Source organism: Legionella steelei, assembly GCF_001468005.1.
Lineage (GTDB): Bacteria > Pseudomonadota > Gammaproteobacteria > Legionellales > Legionellaceae > Legionella > Legionella steelei.
Map to the genome: position 1 here is coordinate 183,148 of NZ_LNYY01000019.1, position 26,669 is coordinate 209,816.

Below are 26,669 nucleotides of genomic sequence, written 5' to 3' on the forward strand. Positions count from 1 at the left end.
AAAATATTTTATTTACAATAAGTTATGATCTTAGTCAGATTAACAAGCATTTCTTGGGACAAGACCTGCAAGATGATGAAAAAGAAGGTACTGCAGGTTGGGGCAAATGCCCCAGCCTGAGGTGTGATGGCAGAGATCTAAGGGCACATTGCTATTGTTTTACAATCCGAATGGTCTAATTCTATCTCTTCTGTCTCATTGATACTTAATGGCGGCACTTCAGTTGGTTCGTTAATTTTATCTTTCTTAATTAATGCCTCTAAATCCGGATAGTTAGACATCAAATATCTGAATTCAGATAAACTTAATGAGTTTTTATAATCTTCGTCTTTCAATAAAACACTGACCAAAGCGAGATGACACTCAGCTAAACTAAGCATCCAATGAGGCAACTCTTTGGGTCTTTTTTCCAAAAGAATTCTTTTGTACGTTTCATCGAGTAGAATAGCACGGCCATCTTCTGCATCGTTTTGAATGTAAGCTAGAAGCTGAATAAAATGTTTGGACGTTGGCGTTGCCAAAATGGCAGCTAAACGGCACTCCATTTTCTGCCTATAAAGAGAGCTGGAGTAAGAAGAAACGAAAGATAATTTATCCTCGCATTTCTCTCCTAAGTCATGACACATTTTAACTAATAATTTCAGTGGTAAACGATTAAACATAGTAATTGTCTCTTTGTTTCAATTAATAATTCACTAAGAATAATGCGCTATACTGTAAAAAAATAATCAGTATGTTCGATTATTGTTTTTTTTAGTGAGAAACACATTATGCCTAAATCAATTGGAACTTTATATAGTGAATCACGATTAATTGCCAAAACAATTAATCGTATTACGGTAGAGCCAGAGCGAGTTGAACTAAATGATTGGCGAGCGGAAGCAAAGCTATTGGCTAGCTCGGGTGGATCTTGCCTATCATCGACGACTCTCCTTGTGAAAGGAAAACATGTTCCCACTTATGGATTTGATGGTCGTTGCTATGGTTTCTTATTTGAAGCAGAAAAATGTAATGTCTACGATGTAAGCCCTAACGACTCAAATTCGAATAGAGAAACAAAATTTGCGAAGCGTAAAGAGCGGGCAGGCGTCGATTTGCTTAAATCAAATGCTGTAGGCGCAAAAACATTAGACGAATTAGCTGTCGAAGTAGGGCAACGAGACGGTCAAATGAATGAGGTTTTACTCGATGCATGGAAGTCATCTTGTGTTGGCTTATTTGTGCGTAAAATAGACCTAGATAGTCAAAATCCAAGAGCATTAATGCACTACTATCAATCTTTACTAGAAATTGCACTCATTCGCAAATATCTGGTCCAGGCTTTTAACTATCCCGAGGACTTTAAAATTTGCCAATATGATGAAAGAGCGGGAAGATTACTCACATTTCCTAACATGGAAGAGCTAATAGTTTATGCAAGAATGCACGGAGTAAATGACAAAACTTTTCCAGAGTTGTTTCGATTATTAGACGATAAGCATCATTTTGAGCCGATGCCTGAGCCAACTAAAGTGGGTGAATTTCTTGCCGCTAGAGATCTATCCCCATCATTGCAAACTGAAGTTGTTGCGAAATTGGTTAAAGATTATGAACCTTTTGATGGCAGAGCTCTTGATGCAACAAGTATTTTGTTAGAAGTAGTCGATAATGTTGCAGGTATTGCAGAATCAACCATTTGTGATGTAATCACAGAGTGTCAGGAAAAGGAACGATTAGGAGCGAGTGCCCAGGCACTTCGTACAAAAAGTATTTTTGCAGAAGAGAGCTCCACGTCATCTGCCGAGGGGCTTAAAGACGAAGATTTGCGTCCCACGCTTTAAAAGGCTAGCCAATAAATGGATTTTTCTAGCGCAAGATCGGGACTCGGTCTGAGAATCGATGAAACCCCTTTCTGTATCCATTGCATGCAACTTGGGCAATAAATACGTTTGTTCTATGTATCATTGTATCGCCCTCAAATATGCAAATCGCACGCCTTATTTTATTTATGGTTCACAGTGCAAATAAGGACATCGGGTGTGATTCGTGACAAAACCTTTAATATTCTGGGTACATCCTGCCAACATTTGTTGCTTAATTTCTGGGCGAGTAGAAAAGAAATTTGATTGGCTTGGCAGTTGTCGGCAAACTTGCCTCATAACAGAGGTCATACAACGTGACACACACTCATCAAAACCTTCTTGTGTGTTGTATGAAATAAAAGGAAGTGTTGCTGGATCTTTGGGAAGTTCGGCACAGATTGTTGCATCGTCTTTAAGCAGTTCCCCAGATGTAACCTCTGCGGCGCTTGTAAGCGGTGGTCTAGATGTATAATACAGTGCGATAAGAATAACTATTAATATAACGACAAGAAATTTATTTAATGATAGGTGCATGGTGATCCTTACCATTTATCCATTAGCATAAACAATGTCTATATTAAGTGTAGTTTGAATTCAATGAATTACGTTAACGGTCATGCTCCAAATATTATTTAACTTTTGGATTACAACTTTTGTGGGGTGAGGTCTGTTTGACGGAGTGTTCAGCAACTACTACATTTAGCATGAGAGTGCATGTTTTATGAGCGCTTAATAATATGATTTAAGGGAAATGATCTGAGAGCAGGTAAAGAAATGGATACTCTTGAAATATTGAAATCTTCAGAACTATTTTCAAACCTAAGCGATACGCAACTGGTACAATTGGTAAGTCTTTGTCATCAAGAACATTTTGAGAATGGTGATTTTCTTATTAACGAAGGTGATTGTCCAGGTCCTTGTTTTCTAATTGTTTCTGGTCGAGTGCAAGTATATCGTGAGCGAGGTTATGACAGGAAATGGCAACTTGCTGAGTTAGGTCCAGGAGCAATTCTTGGTGAACTTGCGATCATTGATGGTTTACCTCGATCCGCCAGCATCGTTGCTCTGGAGGATACAGAGGCTTTGGCCATTGATGAGGAGGATTTTAAAAAAATGATGGAGAATAATCCTCTAATCGCATTAAACTTACTTCCACACATTGCAAAGATACTTAGAAGAACTCAGGATGAACTTTATCTGACAACTTTTGTATTAAAATAATAGCTCAAGGTGAAAATATAAACCTCATTCGCCAGCCAAGCTATTTGTCATAGAGACCACCAGCTCTATTATTTAAATGAAAGGGCTTTGCGTGGCGAATCGCAGTTTTCATGTACTAACGTACCTGTTTCTTTCGTTTGTCGTTCACTATTAAAGAAACTTTCCCTCCTTAGGACATGTTCTGGTGTACTTCTCTCTCTCTTTTTTAATACGCTCAGAACATCTGAAGTTAAATTATCACGAAAGGCTGTATATAGATTAGCAATTAAATTTTGTTGAGATGTACTAATAAGCTGCATTAAAGCAGGTTGGTGCATCTCCTTAATAGCTTCTTCAATGATTTTTTTTAATTCACTACTTCTATTGGCATAATATGTTTTTATTTTTTGAATTTCTTCTGTTGATTTTCCCTTTAATTCCGCTGTGAGTGGATGTTCTATAAAGTCCTCATTTTGCTGTAAGATTAACATTGCTATTGTAGGCAATAACTCAGTCTCGAGTACATTATTTGGAGATAATTGTTTGGTAATGGGATCTACAAAACGATTAAAACGAGAAAATCCTTTTTCGGCTAGCTGATCGCATAATTTTATAAGCTCTAAATGAGTAATAGCAACGTTTATTGCTTGAGAATGGGTTGTTTTAGTGTACTTATGGGCTTCAATTGCCAGTTCTTTCACTCCGTCATTGTCAGGCTCACCTTGTATTTTCTCGTAGAAAATCGAGTTTTCGTGATGACGCTCAGAGGTATGAGCCAAGGTAACTGTCATACCTAAGTAAGAGGAAACATGGGTGTCAACTTTATGAGGAATTTCCATGGGGTAATGGACTAAATCCCCTTGTTGGTATAAATCCTCAGTAGTTTCCGTTATCCCTGTTTGTCCTTCTAATACAGCTCTTCTAGATGGTGTGTCTTCAGAAACTCCATCTCTGGTCGTGGGAACTAAATTATAACGATTAAAAAGTGGCGCCCCTTTAGTTTTAGCATATTGATGATTACTAAATCCACCAATTAAAAATCTAGAAGCCAGTTGCCAACTATGTTCATGTATGTGGTTTTCATCGTCTCTTATTTTTTTATTTAAATTGCTTATGACATACCCAGGCTCATCACTTTGTCTTACCATGTTATAGGTGTGTAATCTTAAAGCCCATTCATGGGGTTCATCACCTACCATAAGAACTAATTTATCAAATAAATTACTTCTTCGAGATAGAGCAATAGACATTTCAGTGAGTTCAGGGGTATCTCTTACTTCTTTTAATAACTGTATAATGTCATCAAGGGTAAGGTCTTGGATATTTCTCGCTAAAGACTTGGAGGTAGGTTCGCTTAAGTAATAAGCTTTATATTTTTTTGTTATTTGAGCGTGTATTCCCTTATAAACTTTAGGCACAATATTCCTTTTGTTCATCAATGAAAGATAAGTGTGTTCTGCTTACTTATAAAAGACTGTGATCATTAATTGTCAACTATACACAAATATTTTTCATCAGGCAACCAGTCCAAAGTTGCCAAGGCGCTCTCCAGGATGTGATGTTTATTCTTGTTTTAAACGCTCATTGATTAAATGTTGTAAGTGTGACCAAAACATCATCACACACGCAATAAAAAGCAGATTGGGCATCCAGCTTGCAATTACTTGATTCAAATAAGATAAATAACCTTGCTCAATGTTGCTGGTGCCTACCAAACGAAAACCTATGCCTGCAAAATAACTCGCTGCAAAAGCAAGCAGGGTAAGTATCACTAATAATAAAGCATGTTTAGAATGACGAGCTTTTATCTTTTGGTGAAATAGTAGACCTGATTTCGCCAAGTGTTTGGGTAAATCTTTAATACTAACACTATAGAAAAAGACTGTAGGTAATGTTGCAATCAAACCGACAGTTATTGCGGTCATGTTTTGATATTTGGGATCTGCATGCAAATTGCTTTGTAATAGCATTTGTAGTCCTTTAACACATTCGGGAATAAAATTAATAATAATCGGAATTGCACTAATAAACGCTACAATATACCCAATGCCAAGCGATGTTTTTATAATCATATGATCTTTTAAAGCCGCTTTGGCATTAAGTGAGTGTTCGGTATTATTCCGTTCGAGAATGTTGCGAAAAAAACGACGTGCTCCTGCGTATCGCGTAGCAAAGTACACCACTAAATTAAGATAAAAACCAAGGAGTTCTCCAGGAACTCCTAAGAAAGCCATGGTCTCTTTGCCAAGCTCTGCAAAAATCAGACTGGTCACGAAGCACCATACGAATAGTCCATTTTCAATGAACAAAATTTTGTTTCCGCCCAATTTTTTTGAACATTTGTTTTTTAAATAAATGATGTCACTTCTAATGAGTTCTAAAACTGTTTGTGTAGAGCCCAAAAGATATTTTTTATTAAGACCAGTCAAAACAAGAGCAGTGGCGAGAAAACAAATGAGCCCATAAAGGATTTGACCTATAGATTGATTGATTAGTAAATGCTTAATTGCATTGAGGGAATTGAGTGATATAAGATTTCCATGTGTACTTTCAAGTGCTGCAAATCCAGATAATACACTAGTAGGTAAGGCGACGAATGCACTGATAGAATAGATTGTTCTGTTCAGAATGACTTTTCTTTTTTGTTGATTTTGTTCGATTTTCTGATCTGTCTCTTGGGCTATAGTTGTAGATAATGAACTACCAAGAGCTTGTCCCATTCTCTCTGAAGACATTGTATTACCTATCATTGATTGTTATGTGTTACTAGACATCCAAGATGTCTGTTATCACTGATGGAGAATTGCAAATTATGAATAGACTTGACGCGACACAGCGAGTCAAGTCTATATTATTCAATCACAAGCCAGTTATTTTACTTTGCCGTGTTGTTGCTTTAAATCATCATGATCGCGTGACTCTGGTTTTTGTTTTGGTGGAGCCCACATTCCCGTGTGTGCTACAGAAATCTCTGAAAAACTATGAGAGCGGTGGAGTTTAGGTTTAGCAGATGGTTTTTCAGTTTCTTTCTGCTTAGGGGCTTTCTCACAACATTTTTTACCAAAGAATACCTCTTGTGTTACAGCACCAATTGAGCTTTCTTCTTCGCGCGACAATTCTTGTACCGTATTAGAAGGCTTTACGTCTTGTGCTGCTAACTTCGCCGCAGTATATAAAACACTAGCCCAGACTTGGCAAATTTCAAAGCCCGGAGTACCGCCAATTGCAAAATTAACTGACTTTCCTTCATTTAAAACATAAATTGTACGACCATCAAATAGCTTATAAGGAGACAAATGGAGCTGTTCTTCACTCTTGGCACGATCTGATTGTTTGTTTGTACTTTGAGCTGCTAATTCTGAGAAAAAGTCATCGCTGAACTCATCATCTGGTGATGTACATGATGCAATAAACAAAACTGGGTTCGTGTCATTTTCAGAAGTACGATCAATTTTTCGTAAGTTAGCAATATCTTTGCTTGACAATACTTTTGAACCCGTTGCACTAAATAAAATCTGTGCTTTTTGTAAAGCTAGGGCTTTAGCAGTTTCATCATTCCCCATCACGACCTCATGCCCATCAATCATCGCCATTTGCGCGCGAAGTGGATCAATTTCAATCACAGTGACGTCTGGAATTCCTCTTTTTCTGCAACTATTGGCGATACTTCGACCGATTTTTCCGTAACCGATAACACAAGCATGTTGTAATGAATTTAAAGCAGAATGGACGCCATAAAGAATTGTATTGCTTGCATCGCAAATAGCAACGCCTGTTTGTGCATCCTCTAACTCTTTAATGTTGCTACGCGCAACAGAAAGATTTGGAACTGGCGTTTCTTTTAACGCTTTATTTAGTTTGTAGTGGCCATTTTCAGTGACTTCTGCAATACCAATTAATCTTTTGCTTACTTCAGAGTGTTGCATCATTCCTTTAAGCGCATAAGAAAAATAACCACCATGGTCCATGATAACCAATTTTTCACCAGGTTTAGTATTCTGTAACACAAGATCAATTGCTACCTGAGGATCTTTAAGGGCCTCTTTTGTAACATCTAATATTTTGCAGTGTTTTGTGGCAAATTCCTCAGCTTCTTTAACATGAGTAGAACTTTTCAGAATGACACCGGCTATTTTGCCGAGTTTGGCTACAGAGTCCACATGTGTTTCAAATGTTTGTAGACAATGATCCACCACTAAGAACGTCACATTCTCATCAACTTTTAAATTCTTTTTACATAAGGCAATGATTTTATCGTAATATTTTGATGCTTTAACGTCAATTTCAGACCAGGATCTAATATGCTCATCTTGTGCTTGTACTGATGTTTCAACTGATGCTTGAGGTGATGTTTGAACTGGTATTTCTTTTACCTGTTTGTCTTTTGGTTGTACTGGTGTTTCTTTTGCCTGTTTGTCTTGTGGTTGTTTCGATAACATTTACTTCTCCGATTCAAATTTAAATTTACGCATCAATTAATTTATAAACAATGGTTATATAAATGTGTCTTGTTGATCTATTATTGGACTGACGATGATACGCAAAGATTCTTTTAAATGCAAGACAATTTGTTCTATTTTTGATTATTATGATTAAATTAATTGGAGACTGTGTTCATTAAAGTCATTGTATGCTTGAGCACTGATCATTAAAAGCATTTAAAAATCAATTGGTTAGAGTAAGCCATCTTCACTCAGAGCCCTTACTTTAAAAGCAAAACATAATTTATTAATATGTGTGGTAAAGGGGACATTTTCTACTGTACATATTTAAAATAGATCTAGGCTGGACTGTTAAGCCCAGCGTTTATCAAATGATTCTTATCTCTAAAAATACGGTTGTGATGCTTTTTTATTTATTTGCATAAACAGTCGCAATTGCGGCGCTTACACCTATTATTGCTATTACTGGAGCAGCTTTTTTGAAGAACCCACACCAGCTTTGACTTGTTGAAACATCAGGAGTCCTATCCGGAGTAACCGTAACAGGCTTTTCTTGTGCTAGCACATCGGTTTTTCTTTGTCGGCTAAGAAAAGGGCAGGTGGCTGAGCTATCTAATTGATGATGGCCCTGCAAAACAGTAACTTGGGTAGAAAAAGGACATGATTTAGGTAAGGTACTATGGGTCTGTGGTTCGATAATTACTGCAGGAGAATCTGCTATTGTGGCTTTGATTCGTCCTATACGATAACTTTGCAACCAGCTCTCTGCAGTAGAGCTTTCCTTGTGCGTCAGCCGATACATTGCTGTCATATCTCTATCGACTAGTGCTTTGGACAAGAACATATCTCGTCCTGCTTTATGGATGTTCAGAAATTCAGTGATGTCATAAACAGTCCCATCAACGGTTACCCAACAACTTTCTGCTGTATTGTGTTGATTAATTTCTTCTAGAGTATATTCTCTATTCCAGTCAGCATTTCTCACTTCGTCGGCATTTGTAAAACTAAACGCTTCATAGACTAATTGAGAGCAGCCAATCATGCTTAAAAATCGCTCTTCACCTAACGCTTTCTTTAATCTGTCCAGAAGTGTCTTTGTAAAGGGTACACTTCCGCAGACATAGGCGAAAAATTCTTCTGACTTAAAACGATTAATCACTGTATCAATCGCAATAAGTTTGTCTTGAGAAGGACTGACGCTATCAATTTTACTTTTTGTCAGCCACTCTACTCGTTTGTTTTTTCCAGTATAAATCATACAACACTGGAGATTGGGCAGTAACTGGGTGTTTTGCCTTAATTGCATTTCTAGCCAATCTTCTTGTTCCGATCGCGTTAAATAAACAAGACATACTGGATTAGTGCATATATTTTTATTCAACTCGGATAGAAAGTGAGTAAAAGGTGCGATTCCATTACTATTTGCGAATAACAAAATAGGTTTATTCTTGTCTTTAGGCAGTGTGAAACTTAATGGGGGCAATATATGACAGCATACTTCTTTACCCAAATTTTCTTTATTAGTTAAAAAATAAGATCCTGCTCCAATGGCGCCGCTTCCATAAACTTGTCTTTTTACTAATAAGTTAAGAGTGCCATTTTCGGAATCCACAGAGTTAACAGAATAGACTCTGTCAGGTGCAGGTAAAAAGTTTTTCTTTAAATTGATTGAGCTGCCTTTTTTGAGAGAGTCAACAAGTTGGTTTAAGTCAGCATAAACAAGCAACTCTCCTAAGGTAAATTTGGTTTTTTCTACACATTCTGGCCACTTTCTTAGGGTCTTTTGCCATATTTCATTATCGTGAATATCTACTTCTGCATTAAGATCTATGGTTATCTGCGAAGACTTCAATGCACTTGCGAATTCAGCTAAATGTTCCATCGAATTTTTAATAGGAATATATACGCAAGATCCAGGCTGAATGGTCGCAAGAATACTTTTAGTCTTATCTTGCTTAGTGCCACAAAGCTTCAGCTTAACACTAAAGTTGCCGCTATCTGCGCTCTCTTCAGAGGATATCTTTTCTTGGTCGATGATTCGAAAACGAATGGCGTTTTCAAATTCTGGATTTTCTCTTTCTTTTCTTGCTTCTTCTAAGTTTTCACCGAGTTTTGTATCTAATTTAACACCGCTTTGGTTCACATTGGAGCCAGAAGTTACGACGATGCCGCTCATAGCAACCTCTGTATGTATTCCAAAAAAACCATGTTTTCCAACATATGCCTCTGAAATTTGTTGGAACTTCATTTTTAAAGAAGGGTTCTCACATCGGTTAATAAATTCTTTAATATTCGCATCGTTTACATATTGTATAAAAAGTCTATGATTTTCCGGCAATAAGGCTTGTGAGGCCTGCATTGATTTTCCTAAACGCGATTCATATTTATTTCTACCTACAAGTGCATCTAGAATACTAAAAAGGCTGACATCAGAGCCTAATTGGGCCTTTTCTGCAGGATAACATGGTATAACCGCTTTCATTACGGTGTCTCCCCATGTTTTAAGATCAATAAAACTTTCGCCAGAACCGCGGTGAAAATTGTAAAATTCTGCAAAGGTACTTGAAAAATGCTGGATAGAGAGCAAAATGATGTCCAATTGATCTGACAACAAAGACAAGTCATTAACCTCCATCGCCTTGACTATATTTTCTATCGCATGAACCACAGGCGCAATATGGGCCTCAAATACTACCACGCCAAGATTAGTTACTATTTCTTCTCTATTATCAAAAAGTGGTACTAACTGTTCTAGTTTGTCTAAATCTTTTAAATTGTCCAAACTATGCTGCTCTTGTGGATTTTTGTAGCGCCAATTGCAATAAGTCGTATCACTACTTGTAAGAATTGGGAACTCTGGCGAATGGTTCATATGCTTGGCTAATTTTTGCCAAAGTAGAAACAAATTGGCGCATTCGATATCAAAATGTGGTTTGGCTTTTCCAGTAGCATTTAAAATATAACCATAGGCGTGCCCAATTTTTCCTACTATTAATTTTGCTCTTGCTAACTCACTATCAGTCAATCCACCCTTATCAATCTCTTCAATTAATAGTGGAACATTTAATTCTTTATTTAATTGTTTCAGTGGTTCAATATTTTTTTCTTTAACCCAGGTTTTTAAATTTTTTGCTGCATTGTCCAATAACGCAAATTTAGCAGGCAGGGCAGATGCCGGAACCACAGAAGGTAATAATCCAAACTCTGGTGTAACAAAACCTTTAGTAAAATTACTCGTTGTGCTTAATTGTTTTACAATGCCCGTATCTTTGCTAAACATATGAAATTTTCTCGGTGCTGGTTAATTTGGTTAATAAATATACTGTATTTGCTATATATATTCAAATACTATTAGTATTGACCATTCTTTGAGTGGTATTTAATTGCATTTTGTTTTTTATTTATGCAGATGGTATGGCTCGTTGCAAAAGCTTTATACTGAGGTTGAAAAGCTGGTGGTGCAAAAAACAGGAAGCCATATTTAGTGCATCTTAATCCAAAACAATCTTCATCACTAGTTTATTTTAAATTCTAACAGACTAATTTATAATCATTATTTTGAATGATAGATTATGAATAATTTAAGAAGATACAATGACAGCTAAATTTTTTAGCCTCCTACCCACTGCGTATCATCGATATGTTGACACGTTTCTCAATTCGAACGAGTCATCTCGTCTAGCCACGACTTCACAATATTTTCATGCTTCATCGAAGCTGCCTCCAACTCTGCCTGCAAAGCGCCAATCTTTGAAAAAATTTTTAAGTCATGTTGTACATGGTGAGCATAAACAGGTGCAAGAAATATTACGACACGATATTCGTTTGCTACTTCAAAGAGATACAGTGACCGATTGCTCTGGACGAGAATTTGCTTCGATTAGTGGCTTTGAATACGCGCTATGGGCTTTAGATAAACACTTGTGGGATGATATGTTGGCCTGTTTGCCCGTGGATGAGCAAGATCATTTGACTGAAGAAGATCGAGGGATTGTTGCGGAGTTGCAACGCCAATATGTTCAAGTGAAGACTCAAGGGGTGACGTACAAGCTCAATGGAGTCTCCAAAACGGAGCGTCACTATGATTTTGCTTTTATTAACGCATTACAAGAGCAAGTGAAGGCTCAAAAAGCTCCTGGAGCTAAAAATTGGAATGATATTGATGAGCACTGGCGAACAGTAGTTGGGGGGGGCAGCGGCTGTGTCCTATGCATGTGGTAGATGAGTATTGTTCGAATACGCCTTTTGTTCCGGTACCGACATTTGTTGCTCGACCCATTCCTGCGAATGGTTTACGCCAGTTTTATAGTTGGCTGTCCAATGTTTGGGAGTCTTGGTTCGGGGTTCATTCTAAGTTGGGTATTGATTATGCTATATACAGGACTGTATCAGGGAGACTAGAGTGGGGGATAGGTGCGGTGACGGCGCGTGCAGTGGGACTCATGGCGGATTTAACCGCAATGAAGGCGTTACGTACAACAAGAACACTGGACTTTATTAAGCTGGAAGCACGACTGGAATCCCTGGCGGTTGAGGAGCATGTTCGCCCTCGTATTTAGAGGCAAGTGCTGCTCGGCGTTTTGGCGAAAGCAGACTGTCTTTAATGAAAATCTCTCTTGTATTTAAAGTCAGTCTACAATTTTCTCCAAAGTTTGCGTTATGACGCAACCACTTATTTGCGGCTAGTAGGAGAGTCTACTTTTGGGTCCTTTGGATCTGCACTTTCTTTATCTTCCCCTTCTGCTGTAAACATTGAAAGCTTGGCATGAGCGGAAGGCGAACGAGGTGAAGCTCTAGGAGAAGCTCTTGAGCCAAATGCGAACTCCTCAACCTCTTCAGTTGAAGCTCTAGGAGAAGCTTTTGCTCCAAATACGAACTCCTCAGCTTCTTCAGGTTCTGGTAAAACGGGATCAATCCTATTGATATACCCCAAATAATCTCCAGCACTTGCTGATGTCTTTGCGCGATCAACAAGGGTTGTACGTAAGTCAGTTGAAAATAGGGGCGCGCTGAAGACGGTAACCGCTCCTGGTCGTGCATCATCAACACGAACTACAGATGGACCTGCAAGCTCCCGCATTATAGGGTTACTAGTAAGGCTGCTACCATCACCAATTAGAATTTTTCCATGACCACCAGTTACATGATGCAATAAAGTTGCGGTACCTGCTAATCCAAGTCCTCGGCCACCAAAGATCGGAGCATCAGAGGTTTGAGCTGCTGCTTTATCTGAAATTACTCTATTTTCTCTTAATCTACCTTCTTCTGGATTAAATTCGGGATCGATAATTTTACGATAATCAGTAAATCCTGAAGGATCTTTAACGCCAAGTCTTAATACTTGTCGCTCATATCTTGCTTTTTCTTGTGCATATTTGTTTTGAAGCTCCTCACCCGCATCTTCAGGAGGTTTAACAGGGGCAGCTGGGACGGCAAACAGGCCAGAAAATCCATTACCATTATCTTTTATAATACTAGTCAACTCATTTTTTTCTACATCCAGATCAAAGGTGACCCTAAATTTAGTCGCACCTCCATCAAAAGCATTTTTAAAGTGCTCCATAAAGAAAAAGGAATTAGCTGTTACATAATAAGCTGCGGATTCTTTTAACTGTAACAAAGGAATTCCGGTTTTAGTGTGCAGGACCTCTAGTGCTGCCTCCATCCTTCTATTAACCGAAGCCATAAGTGGTATATTTTTTTCCGAGAAAATATTAATAGGCTTCTCTTCTCCTTCCGCAACCTGGCGTCTGCATTCAATTAAATCAAAACCTAAATCAATAGTAACCTGATACATAATATTCTCCGCGTAAGTCATAATCCATTGACTGTATAAATTGTAAACAGATTATACAGAAAAAAGCTTATGGAAAAATTAAACGCAATAAGAACATGGCAAGAGCGAATTGTCTCAGTTCATTGCTTACCAAGGGAGAGTCTAATTAAACGTTAAAATTGCATCGATGCCTCAAATCACATGTTACGTAAATTTCACATGAGAGCATTTGCCATAACTATAATAGTTAGCACTACTCAAGCTGTTTCATTTCTATGAATTGACTCGATAAATTGATAAATTAGAGCATTGATTTCTATTTGAGATTTATATGACTATCGCATTAGTCTGGTTTCGATACGATTTAAGATTGAATGATAATCCCGCGTTTATCAATGCTTGTTCTCATCATCAGTTTGTGATCCCTTTGTATATTTATGATGAAAAAAATAGTGCTTTAGGAGAAGCACAAAATTGGTGGCTTCATCATAGCCTTAATTCTTTAAGCGACTCCCTTATTCAACGTGGGTTAAATCTTATTCTTCGCAAAGGTAATCCTTTGGAGATTATTTTAGACTTAATCAAGACTGTTTCTGTAAGCTCAGTCTATTGGAATCGCTGTTATGAACCAGCAGCTATTTCACGTGATAAAAAAATTAAAGCAATCTTGTTGGAGCAGGGGATTGAAGTTCACAGTTCTAATGGAAGTGTACTTCATGAACCTTGGACGATTAGAAATAAAAGCGATAATTATTTTAAAGTGTTTACCCCTTACTGGAAATACTGTAAACAAATCCTTAGTATCCCAACGCCCAAGCATTTAGAGTATTACCCGGCTGGAGTTGAAGTTCAAAGCGAAAAGCTTTTGGAGTGGAAATTATTACCTACTATCAATTGGGCTGTACGATTTAACGATTATTGGACTCCAGGAGAGAATGGTGCACAAAACAAACTGCATGAGTTTATAGAGCATCATCTCAGTGGTTATCAAAAAAATCGTGATTTGCCCATAAAAAATGCGACATCACGTTTATCTCCTCATTTGCATTTTGGTGAAATTACTCCATGGACAATTGTAAGAGCAATTGAGCTAGCAAAGCTTGAGCCAGATTGTGATTTAGCATCAGCAGAACACTTTTTATCAGAGTTGGGATGGCGGGAGTTTTCAATTTATTTACTTTATCACTTCCCTAAGCTTCCTTTTGAGAACTTCAAAAGTGAGTTTAATGCATTTCCTTGGCACAACGATGAGCAATTATTGGCGTGCTGGCAGAAAGGTTTGACAGGCTATCCGATAATTGATGCGGGAATGAGAGAGTTATGGGCAACGGGCTATATGCATAATCGTGTCCGTATGATTGCTGCCTCATTCCTTACAAAGGGGTTACTGATTGATTGGCGTTTGGGTGCGGATTGGTTTTTAGACACTCTTGTAGATGCTGACTTAGCAAATAATAGCGCAAGTTGGCAATGGGTTGCTGGAAGTGGTGCTGATGCAGCACCTTATTTTCGGATTTTCAATCCAGTGTTACAAAGTCAAAAATTTGATCCTGATGGAAGTTATATTCGACGTTGGGTTCCAGAGCTTTCTCAAGTAGGAAGCCAATCAATCCATGCGCCTTGGGAATCTATTGATTCTGAGAGGTTTTATTCAAATACAAATTATCCTCAACCCATTATTAATCATCATGAAGCAAGAGCGAGGGCATTAAATTATTACAATCAGTTAAAAAGGACGTAGCTCAATAACACCCTTTTTTGTATGGAGTTTCGGCTATACTGTCAATCGGCTTGCTTAAAAACAGATTCAACTCAGTTTAATATTGTTTCAGTTTCTAAATTTTTTAGGTCGGCTGAATTGTAAAAATTCTGGGATTTACTATTGAGGTCTTGAAATTTGGGTATTCGGGAGCTCACCATAAGTTGTTGATTCTCATGGTGGCCAGAGGCGGAATCGAACCACCGACACGAGGATTTTCAATCCTCTGCTCTACCGACTGAGCTATCTGGCCCCGAGGGTGCTATTAGACTCCGAGAAGCGTTTTGAGTCAAGTGTTTGAATGCTTTTTTTTAAAAAATAATTGGTTTTTATTCTAACGAGATTTATTTCTAGATATTTACTTTATGCTTTTTTTAAAAGCATAGTGTTTTTTCTGAATAAGTCGTTAATTTTTTATCATTATTTTAGTATTTAATCGTTTCTTTTTGAGCTCATTGAAACCAAAGTGGAGTTTAAGTTTCTTTATTGTGTCAAGTTTGTATTACATCTTAGAGTGAAGAGAGAAAATAGATGATTGAGGGGCTGATTTTAGTTATAAGATCAATGAGCAAACGTAGGCTGGGTTGTTAAGTCCCGCATTTTGTTGAATTGGCTCTTATTTTTGAAGAAAATATTTTTGAGGTTTACTAAATGCTGGGCTTAACAGCCCAGCCTAACGGTTGTATTTATCAATCTTATGCAAAATTTACTTAGGTATTAGGTGTAAAACCCGCAGGTTTTTCAGAACCATCACCAAAAAAGTATTTTTGCATTTCTTCTTTTAAAAATTCGCGGGCTTTGGCTTCGATTAAATTCAGCCGGTATTCGTTGATGAGCATGGTTTGATGGGTTAGCCACATATTCCAGGCTTGTTTTGAAACCTCATTATAAATCCTATCGCCTAATGCGCCAGGGAAGGGGGCTTTTAATAAGCCTTCGGCCTCTTGTTTTAACTTACAGCAGTATACTATTCTGGTCATATTTGTCTCTTCTTTCCAACATCATAAACGCAGTATAGTGTACGTGTTATTTGGCAATTTTGTACTAAATTTATTAAATTAATTTTTAGTCTGAACGGTGTTTTGCCTGCGCCAATAAAATATGTTGGGAAAGAATTTGTTCCTGTTCATTGGTTAAGCCATTAAAAGATATTGCAGTTCGATAATTATGTTCGCTTTGATATTGGCTATAAACCACGGTGCCCTCAACGATAATAGGTATCATTTTCGGTTTGGTATAAATTACCAATTTTAACAATGTTTTTTCTTTAATGAGCTCTGGCGTTTTAAAGGCCATCCCGCCGAGGCTGATATTGACTTTACGTAGCTGAATCGTATTAGTCATAAGCATTTGCCGTGATAAATAATCTATTTTTGCATTGAGAAGATTAAGATAATGGGCGATGGTTGGTTCTTTCAGTGCAATGACTTGTGTGAGTTCAGCCAATTCATAATCAATTTCTTGGAAATAATGTGCTGCCTCAAGATATCGTTGCCCATTTTTGCCTAAAAGTTGATCCACAACTGCGCGATCAGGACACAGTTCCCCTGGTTCCATAACTCGGTAGTTAAAATAAATATGATCTTCTACCCGAAAATGTTGACGTCTCTCATGTATAGGCATAATAGCTCCATTAACTACTTTTAGTGTGCAAGCCACTTCATGTGGCTTATTTAATTACATAAAATACTCATGTTTTCTTCATGTTCATGAACTATGTCCAATGACAGTGAATCTGATGTCGATTCTGCTGTCCACACATCCTCTTTCTTCTCCTGCTTTGTTTCAATGACGCAGGATTCAGCCTGCTTCAATTTATTTTGATGCGGGCATGATGCTAGGAGCTGAGTAATAAAAGGCATCCTAATTACCTCTAATTGACGTATCACTTCTTTAGCTTTATTGGAGAGTTCAAGACTTTCTTGCCCGGCTTTTGTATAATTTGTTGCTGCATTTGTTCTTTGTAAACATTCATCAAGAAAATTTAAAAATTGTTGATCGCTGATTTTATCGTGTTTTATTGCTTCCAAAACGACGGCATTAAATTCAGAGACCCTATCCAGCTTTAAAGCAGCAGTAAAAGCATCATTTAATTTCTCTGGAACCTTTAAGGGGGGCATCAGTCGCTGTAATTGCTGTTGTGCATCAAAAAAGAATTTTTTAATGACATGCATGCCAAAGCCTCTATCATGAGCAGTTAAAATAAGCTCTCTGAGCTGCTCTTCAGTTTCAACAATGCATTTTAGTTTTTCATCAACAGAGATCGTATCGCAACGCATTTTCTCACGATAACAGTTAATCGTGTACATAATATAAGTTCGATTTCCTGTTTTATACGCTACTTTAATTGAAGCCAAATCAATTGGTTCCAAATAGTTTATAGCGGGATCCAGTACTAATCGATATTCGGGATGAAGCAAGTCTTCTCTTAATGCTGCTAACTGAACTTTACTTAAAGTTACCGTTTTACTTGAGGTGATAGTTATGGAGTTACCTCCACCACGGCGTATCATAAAATCTATCATTGCGGAAGGAACTTTGTCGTTAAAAGTCAACTGTATTAAGCCATTGTTCAGCTCTTCTACTTGTTTTAGCTTATTTTGTTGTCTATAAGTCCAAGGGTTTTTAAAAGGGCGGCCATCGTCACTATACAATATAGGATTGTGTATTAGTTTTTCAAAGATCAGGGCATTTCTTATCATAGGTAAATCGATATTGCCTACTGTTTGCGGAAGAACGTCATCAATTGCTGCGAGACGCTCTATCATCATAGTTCGCAGTGTTTCCGCGTCTTTTTCGAGAAGCACCAGATCACTTAATTCTGAAGTGAGTTGGCTTTGCTTTTCGGTACTCAAAGGTTTTTTAAATTGTCGCTTAATTCGAGCTGCTTGCTGCTGATGTTGTAATATCGTATGAGTGATATATTGGAGAATTTTATTGCCAATTGCCTGCAATTTTATGATGCTTTCAAATTTAGCGTGCATGGATGAGTCTTCAATAATGGTGCGATTTCTTCCTAAACCATGGCGTGTGTGTTTTTTAAGAAACCCTCCAGGTATAAGGCACATGCGTGAATCAAGAATAAATTTGTGAGTATCCATAAGTGACTGATCAAAGATATAAAGAGATTTTGCATTTCTTAATGCTTTGTTTTGACAGTTGCCACCTATTGCATCGGTGTCACTACAGAGGTAAAGCAAGGCAAATGCATCACCAAAATCATCAATAAAACAATCTGCTTGTATTCCTTCACCAATGGTCTTAATGGTTGAATAGTGAGTATAGCTTTTTCCTACTAACCAAGCATAAAAGGTTTTTCCTAAAGAGAAATCACTAAGCAACTGTATCTCATCAAAGGGAATAAATAATGCAGGGTGCCCATTATAAGTAATTGTGGTTGTAGCAGTCGTATCTAATCCCATTAATCGAGAGATATTAAGCGCCATTGCTTCATGCTGAACTTCTTGAATAGTTCCATGTTTCGGTAATTTAATAATGGCTTGTGTACTGAGTTTATATTGGCCTCTCTCAGTGTGATAATCCGCCACACTCAAGCCTTCTGCGCGATTACATAGGCGTCGTAGCTGTTTTTTTACATTCGTCAGACTCATTAATGTAATTTTTTCTGTTACGCCACCTATATTTTCTTGTAGTGTACAATAAGTGAGGGCTAAGCCATTATCTTGTGGGATACGGATTTGTTTTAAGCCATTGATATTATTAAGATCTAGGAAGATATTTAATCTTTTTTCTAACTTTTCTTTTTCTAAGTCATTCTGGGGCAATCGTTCTATTTCTTCTTGCAGACGTAGAATCTGGGCGGCGACCTGTAAGGAGTTAGAGGCATCAAATTGAGTGGCTTCTGGAATAGTTTGTGTGAGCGCATACAGCCTTGCTCGGCTGCTCGCGATTAAATCATCTAACTCAGTATCAGCATTTTGTAATGTATAGGCAGGGCGTGCGTAGTAATTGTCTTTAGGTAACTGAATAATTTCATGAGCATTTAGAGTATAACGAATGCATTCTTCTGCTTTTTCGAAGTCAACAGCTTTTAATAAAGGCGGGGAACCAATTTTATCAAAAGTAGAGGAATAGTTAACAATGTAACAAAATTCTCGCCATTGCTCTGGATCTGTTTCCAGGGTTTCTAAGTTAAATAGACCATTTTGATGGAAATCTATATGATCCAATAGCTTCTCTAGATCAGAATAATGATTAAGATCAAGCGCTTGCAGATTCATTGCATCAGGATTTTCACTTTTATCTTTTAAAATTCGTTCAATAATCCTATTTTTTTGCCCCAACTCCATTAATTAAGTCCTTATAAAAAAAACAAATTATTCCTGCTTATAAATATAGACAATTTTTATGCTTTTGGTCAAAAAGAACATTAAGGATTTCCATATAATAATCAATGCAACTACCGCAAAGGATATATGATATTGCTGTTGTTTCTGAGTATTGATTCAATGAAAGGTAAAAAAATAATTTTTGTTACATAAAAAAACTCATCCCTGAGCGTTTTCTTTTACGCTGGTCGGGAGGAAATTATCTTGCGCGGCTTCTTGTTCTTGAGACGTTGGAAAAATTTCATAAATGTGAGTATGATTTTTTTCTCTCCCCTGAAGAGTGTACTGCCGATGCGGCGGACTGCCCCTCTTTTTTAGCATTTAATTGCATGGATGCTCCAACGGAAAAAGACAATTAGATAAATTACTCGACTAAATATGTGTTGACAATCTTTTTACACTAAGATTTTTTCTTGTAAATATAAGCCCCTAAAATGAGCATAAATACTTGCAGTGAATGTACAAAAATATTGCATTTGGTTGGCCATTCAAAGAATTATAGAGAGATTGAAAAGTGTATCAGTTATCGCGCTGATTTTTTCGATTTTTAAAGTGAACCATAAACTCGCTTGAATTGAGAAAGATAAGTTTTAGTCTGTGCAATTACTCGAGAAAATGACTATCGTAAAGGGGCATTTTTATGATTTAATATTCATTATTTCTAGCCTAAAAAAGGGTTATCATGACTTTTGTAGTAACAGAAAGTTGCATTAAGTGTAAGTATACTGATTGTGTTGAAGTATGCCCTGTTGATTGTTTTTATGAAGGACCAAATTTTTTGGTAATTCATCCAGACGAATGTATTGATTGTGCATTGTGTGAACCTGAATGTCCTGTCAATGCAATTGTTTCCGAAGATGATTTAACCCCAGAACAGCAGCAATTTAAAGAATTAAATGCTGAGCTTGCTAAAGAATGGCCTAATATTACTGCTAAAAAAGATGCTCCTCCCGATGCTAAAGATTGGGAAGAGGTTAAGGATAAACTTCAATATTTACAGAAAGAGTGGTAGAAATCACCTCACTTGCTGAATCATGTCAGCTCATTCTTAGCGAGAAAGGACGACTTTCCACGGCCATTGCTGGATTTGTGGCGCGTAAGCCACAATCTGATTTGGCTGTGGCTATTGCTGAAGCGATTGAAGATCAATCGATTTTAATTGCTGAAGCAGGTACGGGAACAGGTAAAACGTTTGCTTACTTACTTCCATGTTTGTTAAGTGGCAAAAAAGCGCTCATTTCTACAGCAACTAAAACCTTACAAGATCAACTGTATCAAAAAGATTTGCCTACTTTAGTGAGGGCCTTGGGATTATCTGCTCGTATACAAAATCTTAAAGGAAGATCCAACTATATTTGTCAATATCGTGTTGAATTACACTCAGAAGAAGGTCAGTTTCAAAGCCCCCAATGTGCTCATGAAGTCGCTCTTGTACGCAATAAATTGTCACAAATGAAAAATGGGGATCGATCGGAGTTGCCTGAATTGAGTGAAGATTCACCAGTTTGGCATTATGTAACATCCACAGTCGATAATTGCTTAAGTACGGAGTGTCCTAATCATGAAACCTGTTTTTTACTCAAGGCACGCAAACGCGCGTTAGACGCTGATGTAGTGGTAATTAATCACCATCTCTTTTTTGCTGATTCACGCTTAAAAGAAGAGGGATTTGGGGAGTTATTGCCGGGTGTGGATGTTGTTATTTTTGATGAAGCGCATCAACTTGCCGAAATAGCTACTCATTTTCATGGGGAGCGGATTGGAACACGACAATTTCGTGATTTATTAGATGATCTCATTAAAGAATGGCCCATCATGGATCTCGCAAATCGCCCATTGAAAGCATTAAGTCATAAAACTGATCTGTTGCTGGACGAGTTTTTCAACTGTTTGCATAGAGCAGACGAGCGGCTCAGTTGGGAAGAAATCAAGCATAATAAATCCTTTATGAGTGTTTGGACCCAGTGGTTGACACTAAAAGATGACATTATGGCGTGTTTTAACGACCTGTCGCTTGCGGAGTTTCCTGGACTGGCACGGTGTAAAGAAAGATTACTGGAGTTTACACGAATCTTGTCGTTCTTTAGCCAAGAACATAATAATAAAATACGTTGGTTAGAGCGTTTTAAGCATACTTTAGTTTTTCATATTACTCCCTATGATGTTGCGGAAACATTCAGTAGTCTGCTTTTGCGTCAAGAGTGTACTTATGTATTTACTTCTGCAACCCTAACTATTGCAGATTCTTTTGATTGTTTTTGTAAGCCTCTTGGACTGCATGAAGCGAGAACCTTATTATTGCCCAGTCCTTTTGATTATCAACAACAAGCGTTACTTTATTTGCCTAGAGGGTTACCTGATCCTAAGGATGCAGCTTATTATGAATTATTAGTATCACGAGCTATTCCCTTAATTAATGCTTTAGGTGGACGCTGTTTCTTTCTATTTACCAGCCATAAAGCATTAAAACAAGTTGCTCAAATGATGGGCAATATTTTAAACTATCCCTTATTAATTCAGGGAACTGAGGCAAAACCTATTTTATTGGAGCGTTTTAGGCAATTAGGGAATGCTGTTTTATTGGGAACAGCGACCTTTTGGGAAGGCGTGGATGTCAAAGGTGACGCTCTTTCTTGTGTTATTATTGATAAGTTGCCTTTTGCGAGCCCAGTTGATCCGGTAATTCGTGGTAGAATGGCTTATTTAAAAGAAAAAGGTTTGTCTGGTTTTGACGAATTGTCTTTACCAGGGGCAGTTATTGCCCTAAAACAAGGGGTAGGGCGTTTAATTCGGGATAATACAGACAAAGGGGTTTTAATGATTGCTGATCCTCGTCTTACTAGTAGAGATTATGGTGGGCGTATTCTGGCTAGTTTACCTCAATTACCGAAAACTCGTGATGAACAAAAAGTACTTACATTTATTAAAGAATTAGAGTTGGATTATGAAACTGCTAGCAATTGATACATCTACTGAAACAGCCAGCGTGGCTTTGCTGACAGGGAATGAACTACTTTGCGATGAACAAAGCAACCAAAAAACGCATGCACAATTTATTTTACCCATGATTGATAAGTTGATGGTCAGCTCCGGATTACAGATGAATCAGCTGGATGCTATTGTATTTGGTCGTGGTCCTGGAAGTTTTACTGGTTTACGTATTGCCTGCAGTATTGCAAAAGGGCTGGCTTATGCTCATGATTTGCAGTTGATTCCGGTGAGCAGTCTAGTCGCAATTGCTTGGTCAATTCGCCAGAAAAAACAAATGCACCATGCACCTGTATTGGCGGTAGTGGATGCACGCATGCAAGAAATGTATTGGGCTTATTTTGCTCCAGATCAATGGACAGCAGAGGAACATGTTAATCCAGTGCACGAGCTTACACTCCCAGAAGAACAATCTATAATCCTTGCTGGAGCAGGAGTAGATTTATATTGGGATGAGTTTACACTGGAAGTTAAATCACAAATTAGCGATAAAATAACAGTGAACCCTTCAGCAGAAGCCATGATTCAATTTGCTCAGTTTTCTGGACAAAAAACCATTTCAGCTGCTCAGGCGCAACCTGTATACGTACGAAATAAAGTGACTTAGACTCATAGGAGAATTTTGTGGATAAAAAACTATTGGAAATATTGGTATGCCCTTTGTGTAAAGGAAAATTATTATTAAAAAAACAAGAGTTTATTTGTAAATTTGACCGCCTGGCATTCCCTATCCATGATGGTATACCTGTTATGTTGGAGCACGAAGCTCGAGTTATTTCATTAGAGGAAAAGGATAAGTTGTAATCTTGAATAAGGCTCTGTAGAACAATCTATATACTTTGTTGTCTTTCTCATATCGTATGATATGAATTGTTTGTTTCTAGAAGTTCAGAAACACAATTTCCTTTTGCTAAAAAAAATAAATTTTCCTGTTCTATAATTTATCATAAGTTGTAAGCGTATTAACGAGCCCAATAATGATAGATTTTATAGATAAAAAAAGGTTTTTTGGTAAAAAGTTAGGATTTGATGCACCGGGTGTTGCGCCAAAGGTGAGTGGTACTGTGAAGGGAAGATGGCTTTGGTATCGTGAACGAAATGAAAATGCCTCCACGATTGAGCAAGAAAGAGGCAAAGACAGTCAGGAATATTCAAAGGCCTCTGATGCTGAAAAACAACAGCGGATGTTTTTGGTTAAAACGGGGGCCATTAAGTTTCAAACTAAAGAAGATTTTGCAATTAACAATGTGCGTAATCGAGTGGAGGTTGCTAATTCCGCGATGTTAAACTTTTTTCTTGGGGAAGGAGCTGCTGTCAAAAATACAATCGCTTATTCTACATATCATAATGAAAAAAATCCGGATAACTTTCCAAGCGGCCTTAAATATTACCTTGATGAGAATGGTTTTGTAAAAGAAGAGCTCGCATCTCAATATGCTGGTCAATTTGATACACCAAAAGGGAAAAAAACAGAGGTTTATAATAGAGAGAAATTACAAGAATCGGGTTTTGCCCCACTGAGGAAAGCATTTGTTGTTTGCGGGCTTATGGGTTTTCATGATTTTTTGGGAAATTACGATAATTTTGCCTTCATCAACGGCAAATTAATGATAACTGATACAGGTGTAGGCAGTGGGAATACCGGCCAGCATAATTCATATGTAAGCACTGGGAATACCAATTTTGATAATGATGTACTAAAAGATTTGGATAGGCTATTTGAAAATGACAATCAGCTTGTTTCTTCATTTAGAGGGCATTTAACGATTAAAGATGTGCTAGATGGCATTGATGAGCTAAAAACTAAATCCAAAGAAGATTTGAAAAAAATCCTAGATGAGTCATTCAAACCAATACCTAGCCCATTTGATAAAAGTGATCCTCGATATGATGATTTTATGCGTTATAATGGGGCGTTGCAATTACATAAAGACCGTCTTTATCAAGCATACGGACAGCGAATTGATGCTCTAGTTGCGTTTCAAAAGGTTTTAAATAAATTTTATTCTGCTGATCCCGAAAAATATCATGTTCCTTCTTTTCAAACCCTTCAAGAAATAGATAGAAAATTAACGGAACAAAATTTTTCTCCAAATATGTACAAAATATATGCCAATGCCAATGAAAAAATCTTTGCTTTAAATAAGAAAGGCACACTTGCTGGAAATGAGGCGTTATTACATTCTGCTTTAAAAAGTATATTAGACGAATATGCAAAAGATGATATTAACGGTGAACAAATAGAAACAATATGGGAACAGGTATTGGATCTCGAAGCAAAAATAAATTGTAATAGAGAAAACCTGAAAAAATTTGATAATTTAGTGAATGACTTAAAACAGTCACTCCCTAAAAAATTGCAAATGATTTTAAATGATTCTGAACGTGGTTTGAAAGTGGTTGATCCAACGGCACGTGCTCTGGTTGAATTAAAGGCTCAAATCAATAAGATTAAGAGTGATCTGGGGCAGGGCAAATGTACGTTTGAAGAGGCAAAATCATCACTTACAGAAGCTGTAAGAGAGGTCATTCATGTTTCTAATGAACAACAGGAAAAAACTACGCTGGGTAAAACTCGTAAATTATTGGGATTTACAATCCAAGTAAAAGGAAGTGAGTTATCTACATCACTGCAAAAATTTTTAGAGTCAAAGCATTTTCTTGGTAAAGAATTATTTGACAAAAAGCAAGGAGTGGATTTACCAACAATCGACTCATGTACCAAATACAAATCGGCGATGGACAAAATAACTCACCCAGCTCACGCTTCTGATGGGGAGGAAGAGCATACATCATTTGAGAAGCATTAAGTAATCTTTTCTCTATTAATCCTCAGACTTAGTAAGGTGTTTTTTACGCCAATACAGCAAAAATGCAGGGAGCATCATGATTGCTATTCCCATAGAAAAAACTAAGCGAAAATGACTTGCACTTCCAAAATTCATAAACTCTACTGGTGGTATAAAACCTACAATTAAAGTCATAGTGCAACCACATAAACCTAAAATGCACGTCAGATAGTAGCCTGTTTTCTTACCGGGGATTGCAAAAGGTCGCTTAAGATGGGCAAATTTGCTTTTTAATTTCCAGGCTGCAATAAACATCAAAACATACATCATAATATAGAGTTCGGTGCTTAAGGCTGTAAATAGCCAATAGATGGCATTGACGCTGGGAAACAATAGAAATCCACTGCATAAAAGCGTAACCAAAATTGCCTGGGTGATTAGAATTCGCGAAGGCATACCACGCTTATTTAATTGGCACATAAACTTTGGCAAGAAGTTATGATTGGCCGCCATCAGCAAGCCCTTAGCAGGTGAAATGATCCAGTTGATCATGCTACCTAAACTTCCTAAAAGTAATAATGCAATCAATATGGGCAATAGCCATTCAAGATTATATGCGTGGAAAAAGTTAGTAAAGGCTTGTAGTACACCATCAATCAGGCTGATTTTTTCTTTTGGAAGAACAAACGCTATAGCTAAAGAACCAAAAATCATAGTGGTCAAGATAAGCAGGACTGAGAAAAACATCGCACGAGGAAAATTCGTTTGTGGATTATGCACATTACGAACATGTACTGCCGCAAGCTCCATACCTAGAAATGAGGTCATAATAGCGGTGAGTGATACCCAGGATTGACTGTCTTTCCAGTGCGGTATCAAATGAGATAGGCTTAAATCAATCGCTATAGGATGCCCTTTAATAACCCAGATCAATGCAAGAAAAATAATAAATCCCATGGGAAGTATCATTCCTAATATGGCACAAAGACCTGCAAAATGTGCTGAGGCGCGTAATCCAGATAAAGCAATTATGGTCAATGACCAGAATACAACTAGAATTACTGAAATTAAGTAATATTTATTTTGAGCTAGTTCGGGATTGATTAAATAGGCTAAGACACCTGCAATAAAGGATAAAATCGTTGGATACCAGACTAAAGTATTGATCCACTGCAGCCAGATAGTAAAAAATGCAAGGTTCTCACCATAAGCATGCTTTACCCAACTATAAATTCCACCTTCCTCATCAGACCAAGTTGACGACAACTCTGCCGCCACCAAAGCTACTGGAATTAAAAAAACAATCGCAGAAAAGATAAAGAAAAAAATTAATGAAGAGCCGAATAGGGCAGTTCCCGGTAAGTTTCTTATACTATCAATTGCACCTGTAATTAGTAAGACCAGGGCTAGGACAGATATTTTTTCAGAAGACCAGTTGTTCATTAATTAAATCGACTTGTTAAAAGTGCCCGGCATTATATAGGAAGTTGGCAATGGACGTTACTATTTATTTTATCATATCGCA

At 37.4% G+C, this 26,669-nt stretch carries 21 protein-coding genes and 1 tRNA gene; 10 read left to right on the forward strand and 12 right to left on the reverse strand.

Annotated elements, in window-relative coordinates; genetic code table 11:
- Positions 1–137: 137 nt before the first annotated feature.
- Positions 138–662, reverse strand: a complete 525-nt coding sequence (locus tag Lste_RS05045) for a hypothetical protein (protein ID WP_058509986.1) — start codon at positions 660–662, stop codon at positions 138–140.
- Positions 663–770: 108 nt separating this feature from the next.
- Between Lste_RS05045 and Lste_RS19390 the strand changes: the two genes are divergently transcribed.
- Complete coding sequence (locus tag Lste_RS19390) at positions 771–1,820, forward strand: hypothetical protein (protein WP_068310901.1); 1,050 nt, start codon at positions 771–773, stop codon at positions 1,818–1,820.
- A gap of 165 nt (positions 1,821–1,985) precedes the next feature.
- On the opposite strand, the gene Lste_RS05055 is transcribed toward Lste_RS19390, so the two are convergent.
- A complete protein-coding gene (locus tag Lste_RS05055) occupies positions 1,986–2,375 on the reverse strand; it encodes a hypothetical protein (RefSeq protein WP_058509987.1) in 390 nt (129 codons plus the stop codon).
- Positions 2,376–2,615: 240 nt separating this feature from the next.
- Here Lste_RS05055 and Lste_RS05060 point away from each other — a divergent pair, with 240 nt between their 5' ends.
- Positions 2,616–3,062, forward strand: coding sequence for a cyclic nucleotide-binding domain-containing protein (locus tag Lste_RS05060; protein WP_058509988.1), 447 nt, complete (start codon positions 2,616–2,618; stop codon positions 3,060–3,062).
- 68 nt (positions 3,063–3,130) lie between these two features.
- Here the strand turns inward: Lste_RS05060 and Lste_RS05065 are convergent, their stop codons facing one another.
- The 4 genes from Lste_RS05065 to Lste_RS05080 form a co-directional block, all read right to left on the reverse strand.
- The gene (locus Lste_RS05065; protein WP_058509989.1) at positions 3,131–4,459 is read right to left on the reverse strand and encodes a hypothetical protein; all 1,329 of its coding nucleotides are present in this window, start codon (positions 4,457–4,459) and stop codon (positions 3,131–3,133) included.
- Positions 4,460–4,603: 144 nt separating this feature from the next.
- Entirely contained in the window at positions 4,604–5,776 is a 1,173-nt protein-coding gene (locus tag Lste_RS05070) for a hypothetical protein (protein ID WP_058509990.1), read from the reverse strand.
- Positions 5,777–5,911: 135 nt separating this feature from the next.
- Positions 5,912–7,480, reverse strand: a complete 1,569-nt coding sequence (locus Lste_RS05075) for an NAD-binding protein (RefSeq protein WP_058509991.1) — start codon at positions 7,478–7,480, stop codon at positions 5,912–5,914.
- 412 nt (positions 7,481–7,892) lie between these two features.
- Positions 7,893–10,763 (reverse strand): cytochrome b5 domain-containing protein, encoded by a 2,871-nt coding sequence (locus tag Lste_RS05080; RefSeq protein WP_058509992.1) that lies wholly within the window; start codon positions 10,761–10,763, stop codon positions 7,893–7,895.
- 314 nt (positions 10,764–11,077) lie between these two features.
- Between Lste_RS05080 and Lste_RS18710 the strand changes: the two genes are divergently transcribed.
- The gene (locus tag Lste_RS18710) at positions 11,078–11,704 is read left to right on the forward strand and encodes a hypothetical protein (RefSeq protein WP_058509993.1); all 627 of its coding nucleotides are present in this window, start codon (positions 11,078–11,080) and stop codon (positions 11,702–11,704) included.
- Positions 11,705–11,901: 197 nt separating this feature from the next.
- A complete protein-coding gene (locus Lste_RS19100) occupies positions 11,902–12,042 on the forward strand; it encodes a hypothetical protein (protein ID WP_157070706.1) in 141 nt (46 codons plus the stop codon).
- 113 nt (positions 12,043–12,155) lie between these two features.
- On the opposite strand, the gene Lste_RS05095 is transcribed toward Lste_RS19100, so the two are convergent.
- A complete protein-coding gene (locus Lste_RS05095) occupies positions 12,156–13,280 on the reverse strand; it encodes a hypothetical protein (RefSeq protein ID WP_058509995.1) in 1,125 nt (374 codons plus the stop codon).
- Between the two features lie 310 nt (positions 13,281–13,590).
- Here Lste_RS05095 and Lste_RS05100 point away from each other — a divergent pair, with 310 nt between their 5' ends.
- Entirely contained in the window at positions 13,591–15,000 is a 1,410-nt protein-coding gene (locus Lste_RS05100; RefSeq protein WP_058509996.1) for a cryptochrome/photolyase family protein, read from the forward strand.
- 195 nt (positions 15,001–15,195) lie between these two features.
- Here the strand turns inward: Lste_RS05100 and Lste_RS05105 are convergent.
- From Lste_RS05105 to Lste_RS05120, 4 genes are all read right to left on the reverse strand, one after another.
- Positions 15,196–15,271: transfer RNA gene (locus tag Lste_RS05105), tRNA-Phe, on the reverse strand.
- Positions 15,272–15,728: 457 nt separating this feature from the next.
- Complete coding sequence (locus tag Lste_RS05110) at positions 15,729–15,998, reverse strand: oxidative damage protection protein (RefSeq protein ID WP_058509997.1); 270 nt, start codon at positions 15,996–15,998, stop codon at positions 15,729–15,731.
- An 85-nt stretch (positions 15,999–16,083) separates the two neighbouring features.
- Complete coding sequence (locus Lste_RS05115; RefSeq protein ID WP_058509998.1) at positions 16,084–16,641, reverse strand: PilZ domain-containing protein; 558 nt, start codon at positions 16,639–16,641, stop codon at positions 16,084–16,086.
- Positions 16,642–16,691: 50 nt separating this feature from the next.
- Complete coding sequence (locus Lste_RS05120) at positions 16,692–19,328, reverse strand: hypothetical protein (protein ID WP_058509999.1); 2,637 nt, start codon at positions 19,326–19,328, stop codon at positions 16,692–16,694.
- Positions 19,329–20,049: 721 nt separating this feature from the next.
- Here Lste_RS05120 and fdxA point away from each other — a divergent pair.
- The 5 genes from fdxA to Lste_RS05145 all read left to right on the forward strand — a co-directional run bounded on the left by fdxA (position 20,050) and on the right by Lste_RS05145 (position 25,165).
- Positions 20,050–20,379, forward strand: coding sequence for a ferredoxin FdxA (gene fdxA, locus Lste_RS05125; protein ID WP_058510000.1), 330 nt, complete (start codon positions 20,050–20,052; stop codon positions 20,377–20,379).
- A complete protein-coding gene (locus tag Lste_RS05130; RefSeq protein WP_058510001.1) occupies positions 20,373–22,331 on the forward strand; it encodes a DNA repair helicase YoaA in 1,959 nt (652 codons plus the stop codon). The genes fdxA and Lste_RS05130 overlap by 7 nt, the downstream gene beginning before the upstream one ends.
- Positions 22,312–22,962, forward strand: coding sequence for a tRNA (adenosine(37)-N6)-threonylcarbamoyltransferase complex dimerization subunit type 1 TsaB (gene tsaB, locus Lste_RS05135; RefSeq protein WP_058510002.1), 651 nt, complete (start codon positions 22,312–22,314; stop codon positions 22,960–22,962). Before Lste_RS05130 ends, tsaB begins: the two co-directional genes overlap by 20 nt.
- A 17-nt stretch (positions 22,963–22,979) precedes the next feature.
- Positions 22,980–23,159 (forward strand): Trm112 family protein, encoded by a 180-nt coding sequence (locus Lste_RS05140; RefSeq protein ID WP_058510003.1) that lies wholly within the window; start codon positions 22,980–22,982, stop codon positions 23,157–23,159.
- A gap of 380 nt (positions 23,160–23,539) precedes the next feature.
- Positions 23,540–25,165, forward strand: coding sequence for a hypothetical protein (locus Lste_RS05145; protein ID WP_157070708.1), 1,626 nt, complete (start codon positions 23,540–23,542; stop codon positions 25,163–25,165).
- Between the two features lie 15 nt (positions 25,166–25,180).
- Here the strand turns inward: Lste_RS05145 and Lste_RS05150 are convergent, their stop codons facing one another.
- A complete protein-coding gene (locus Lste_RS05150) occupies positions 25,181–26,587 on the reverse strand; it encodes an APC family permease (RefSeq protein WP_058510005.1) in 1,407 nt (468 codons plus the stop codon).
- Positions 26,588–26,669 lie beyond the last annotated feature (82 nt).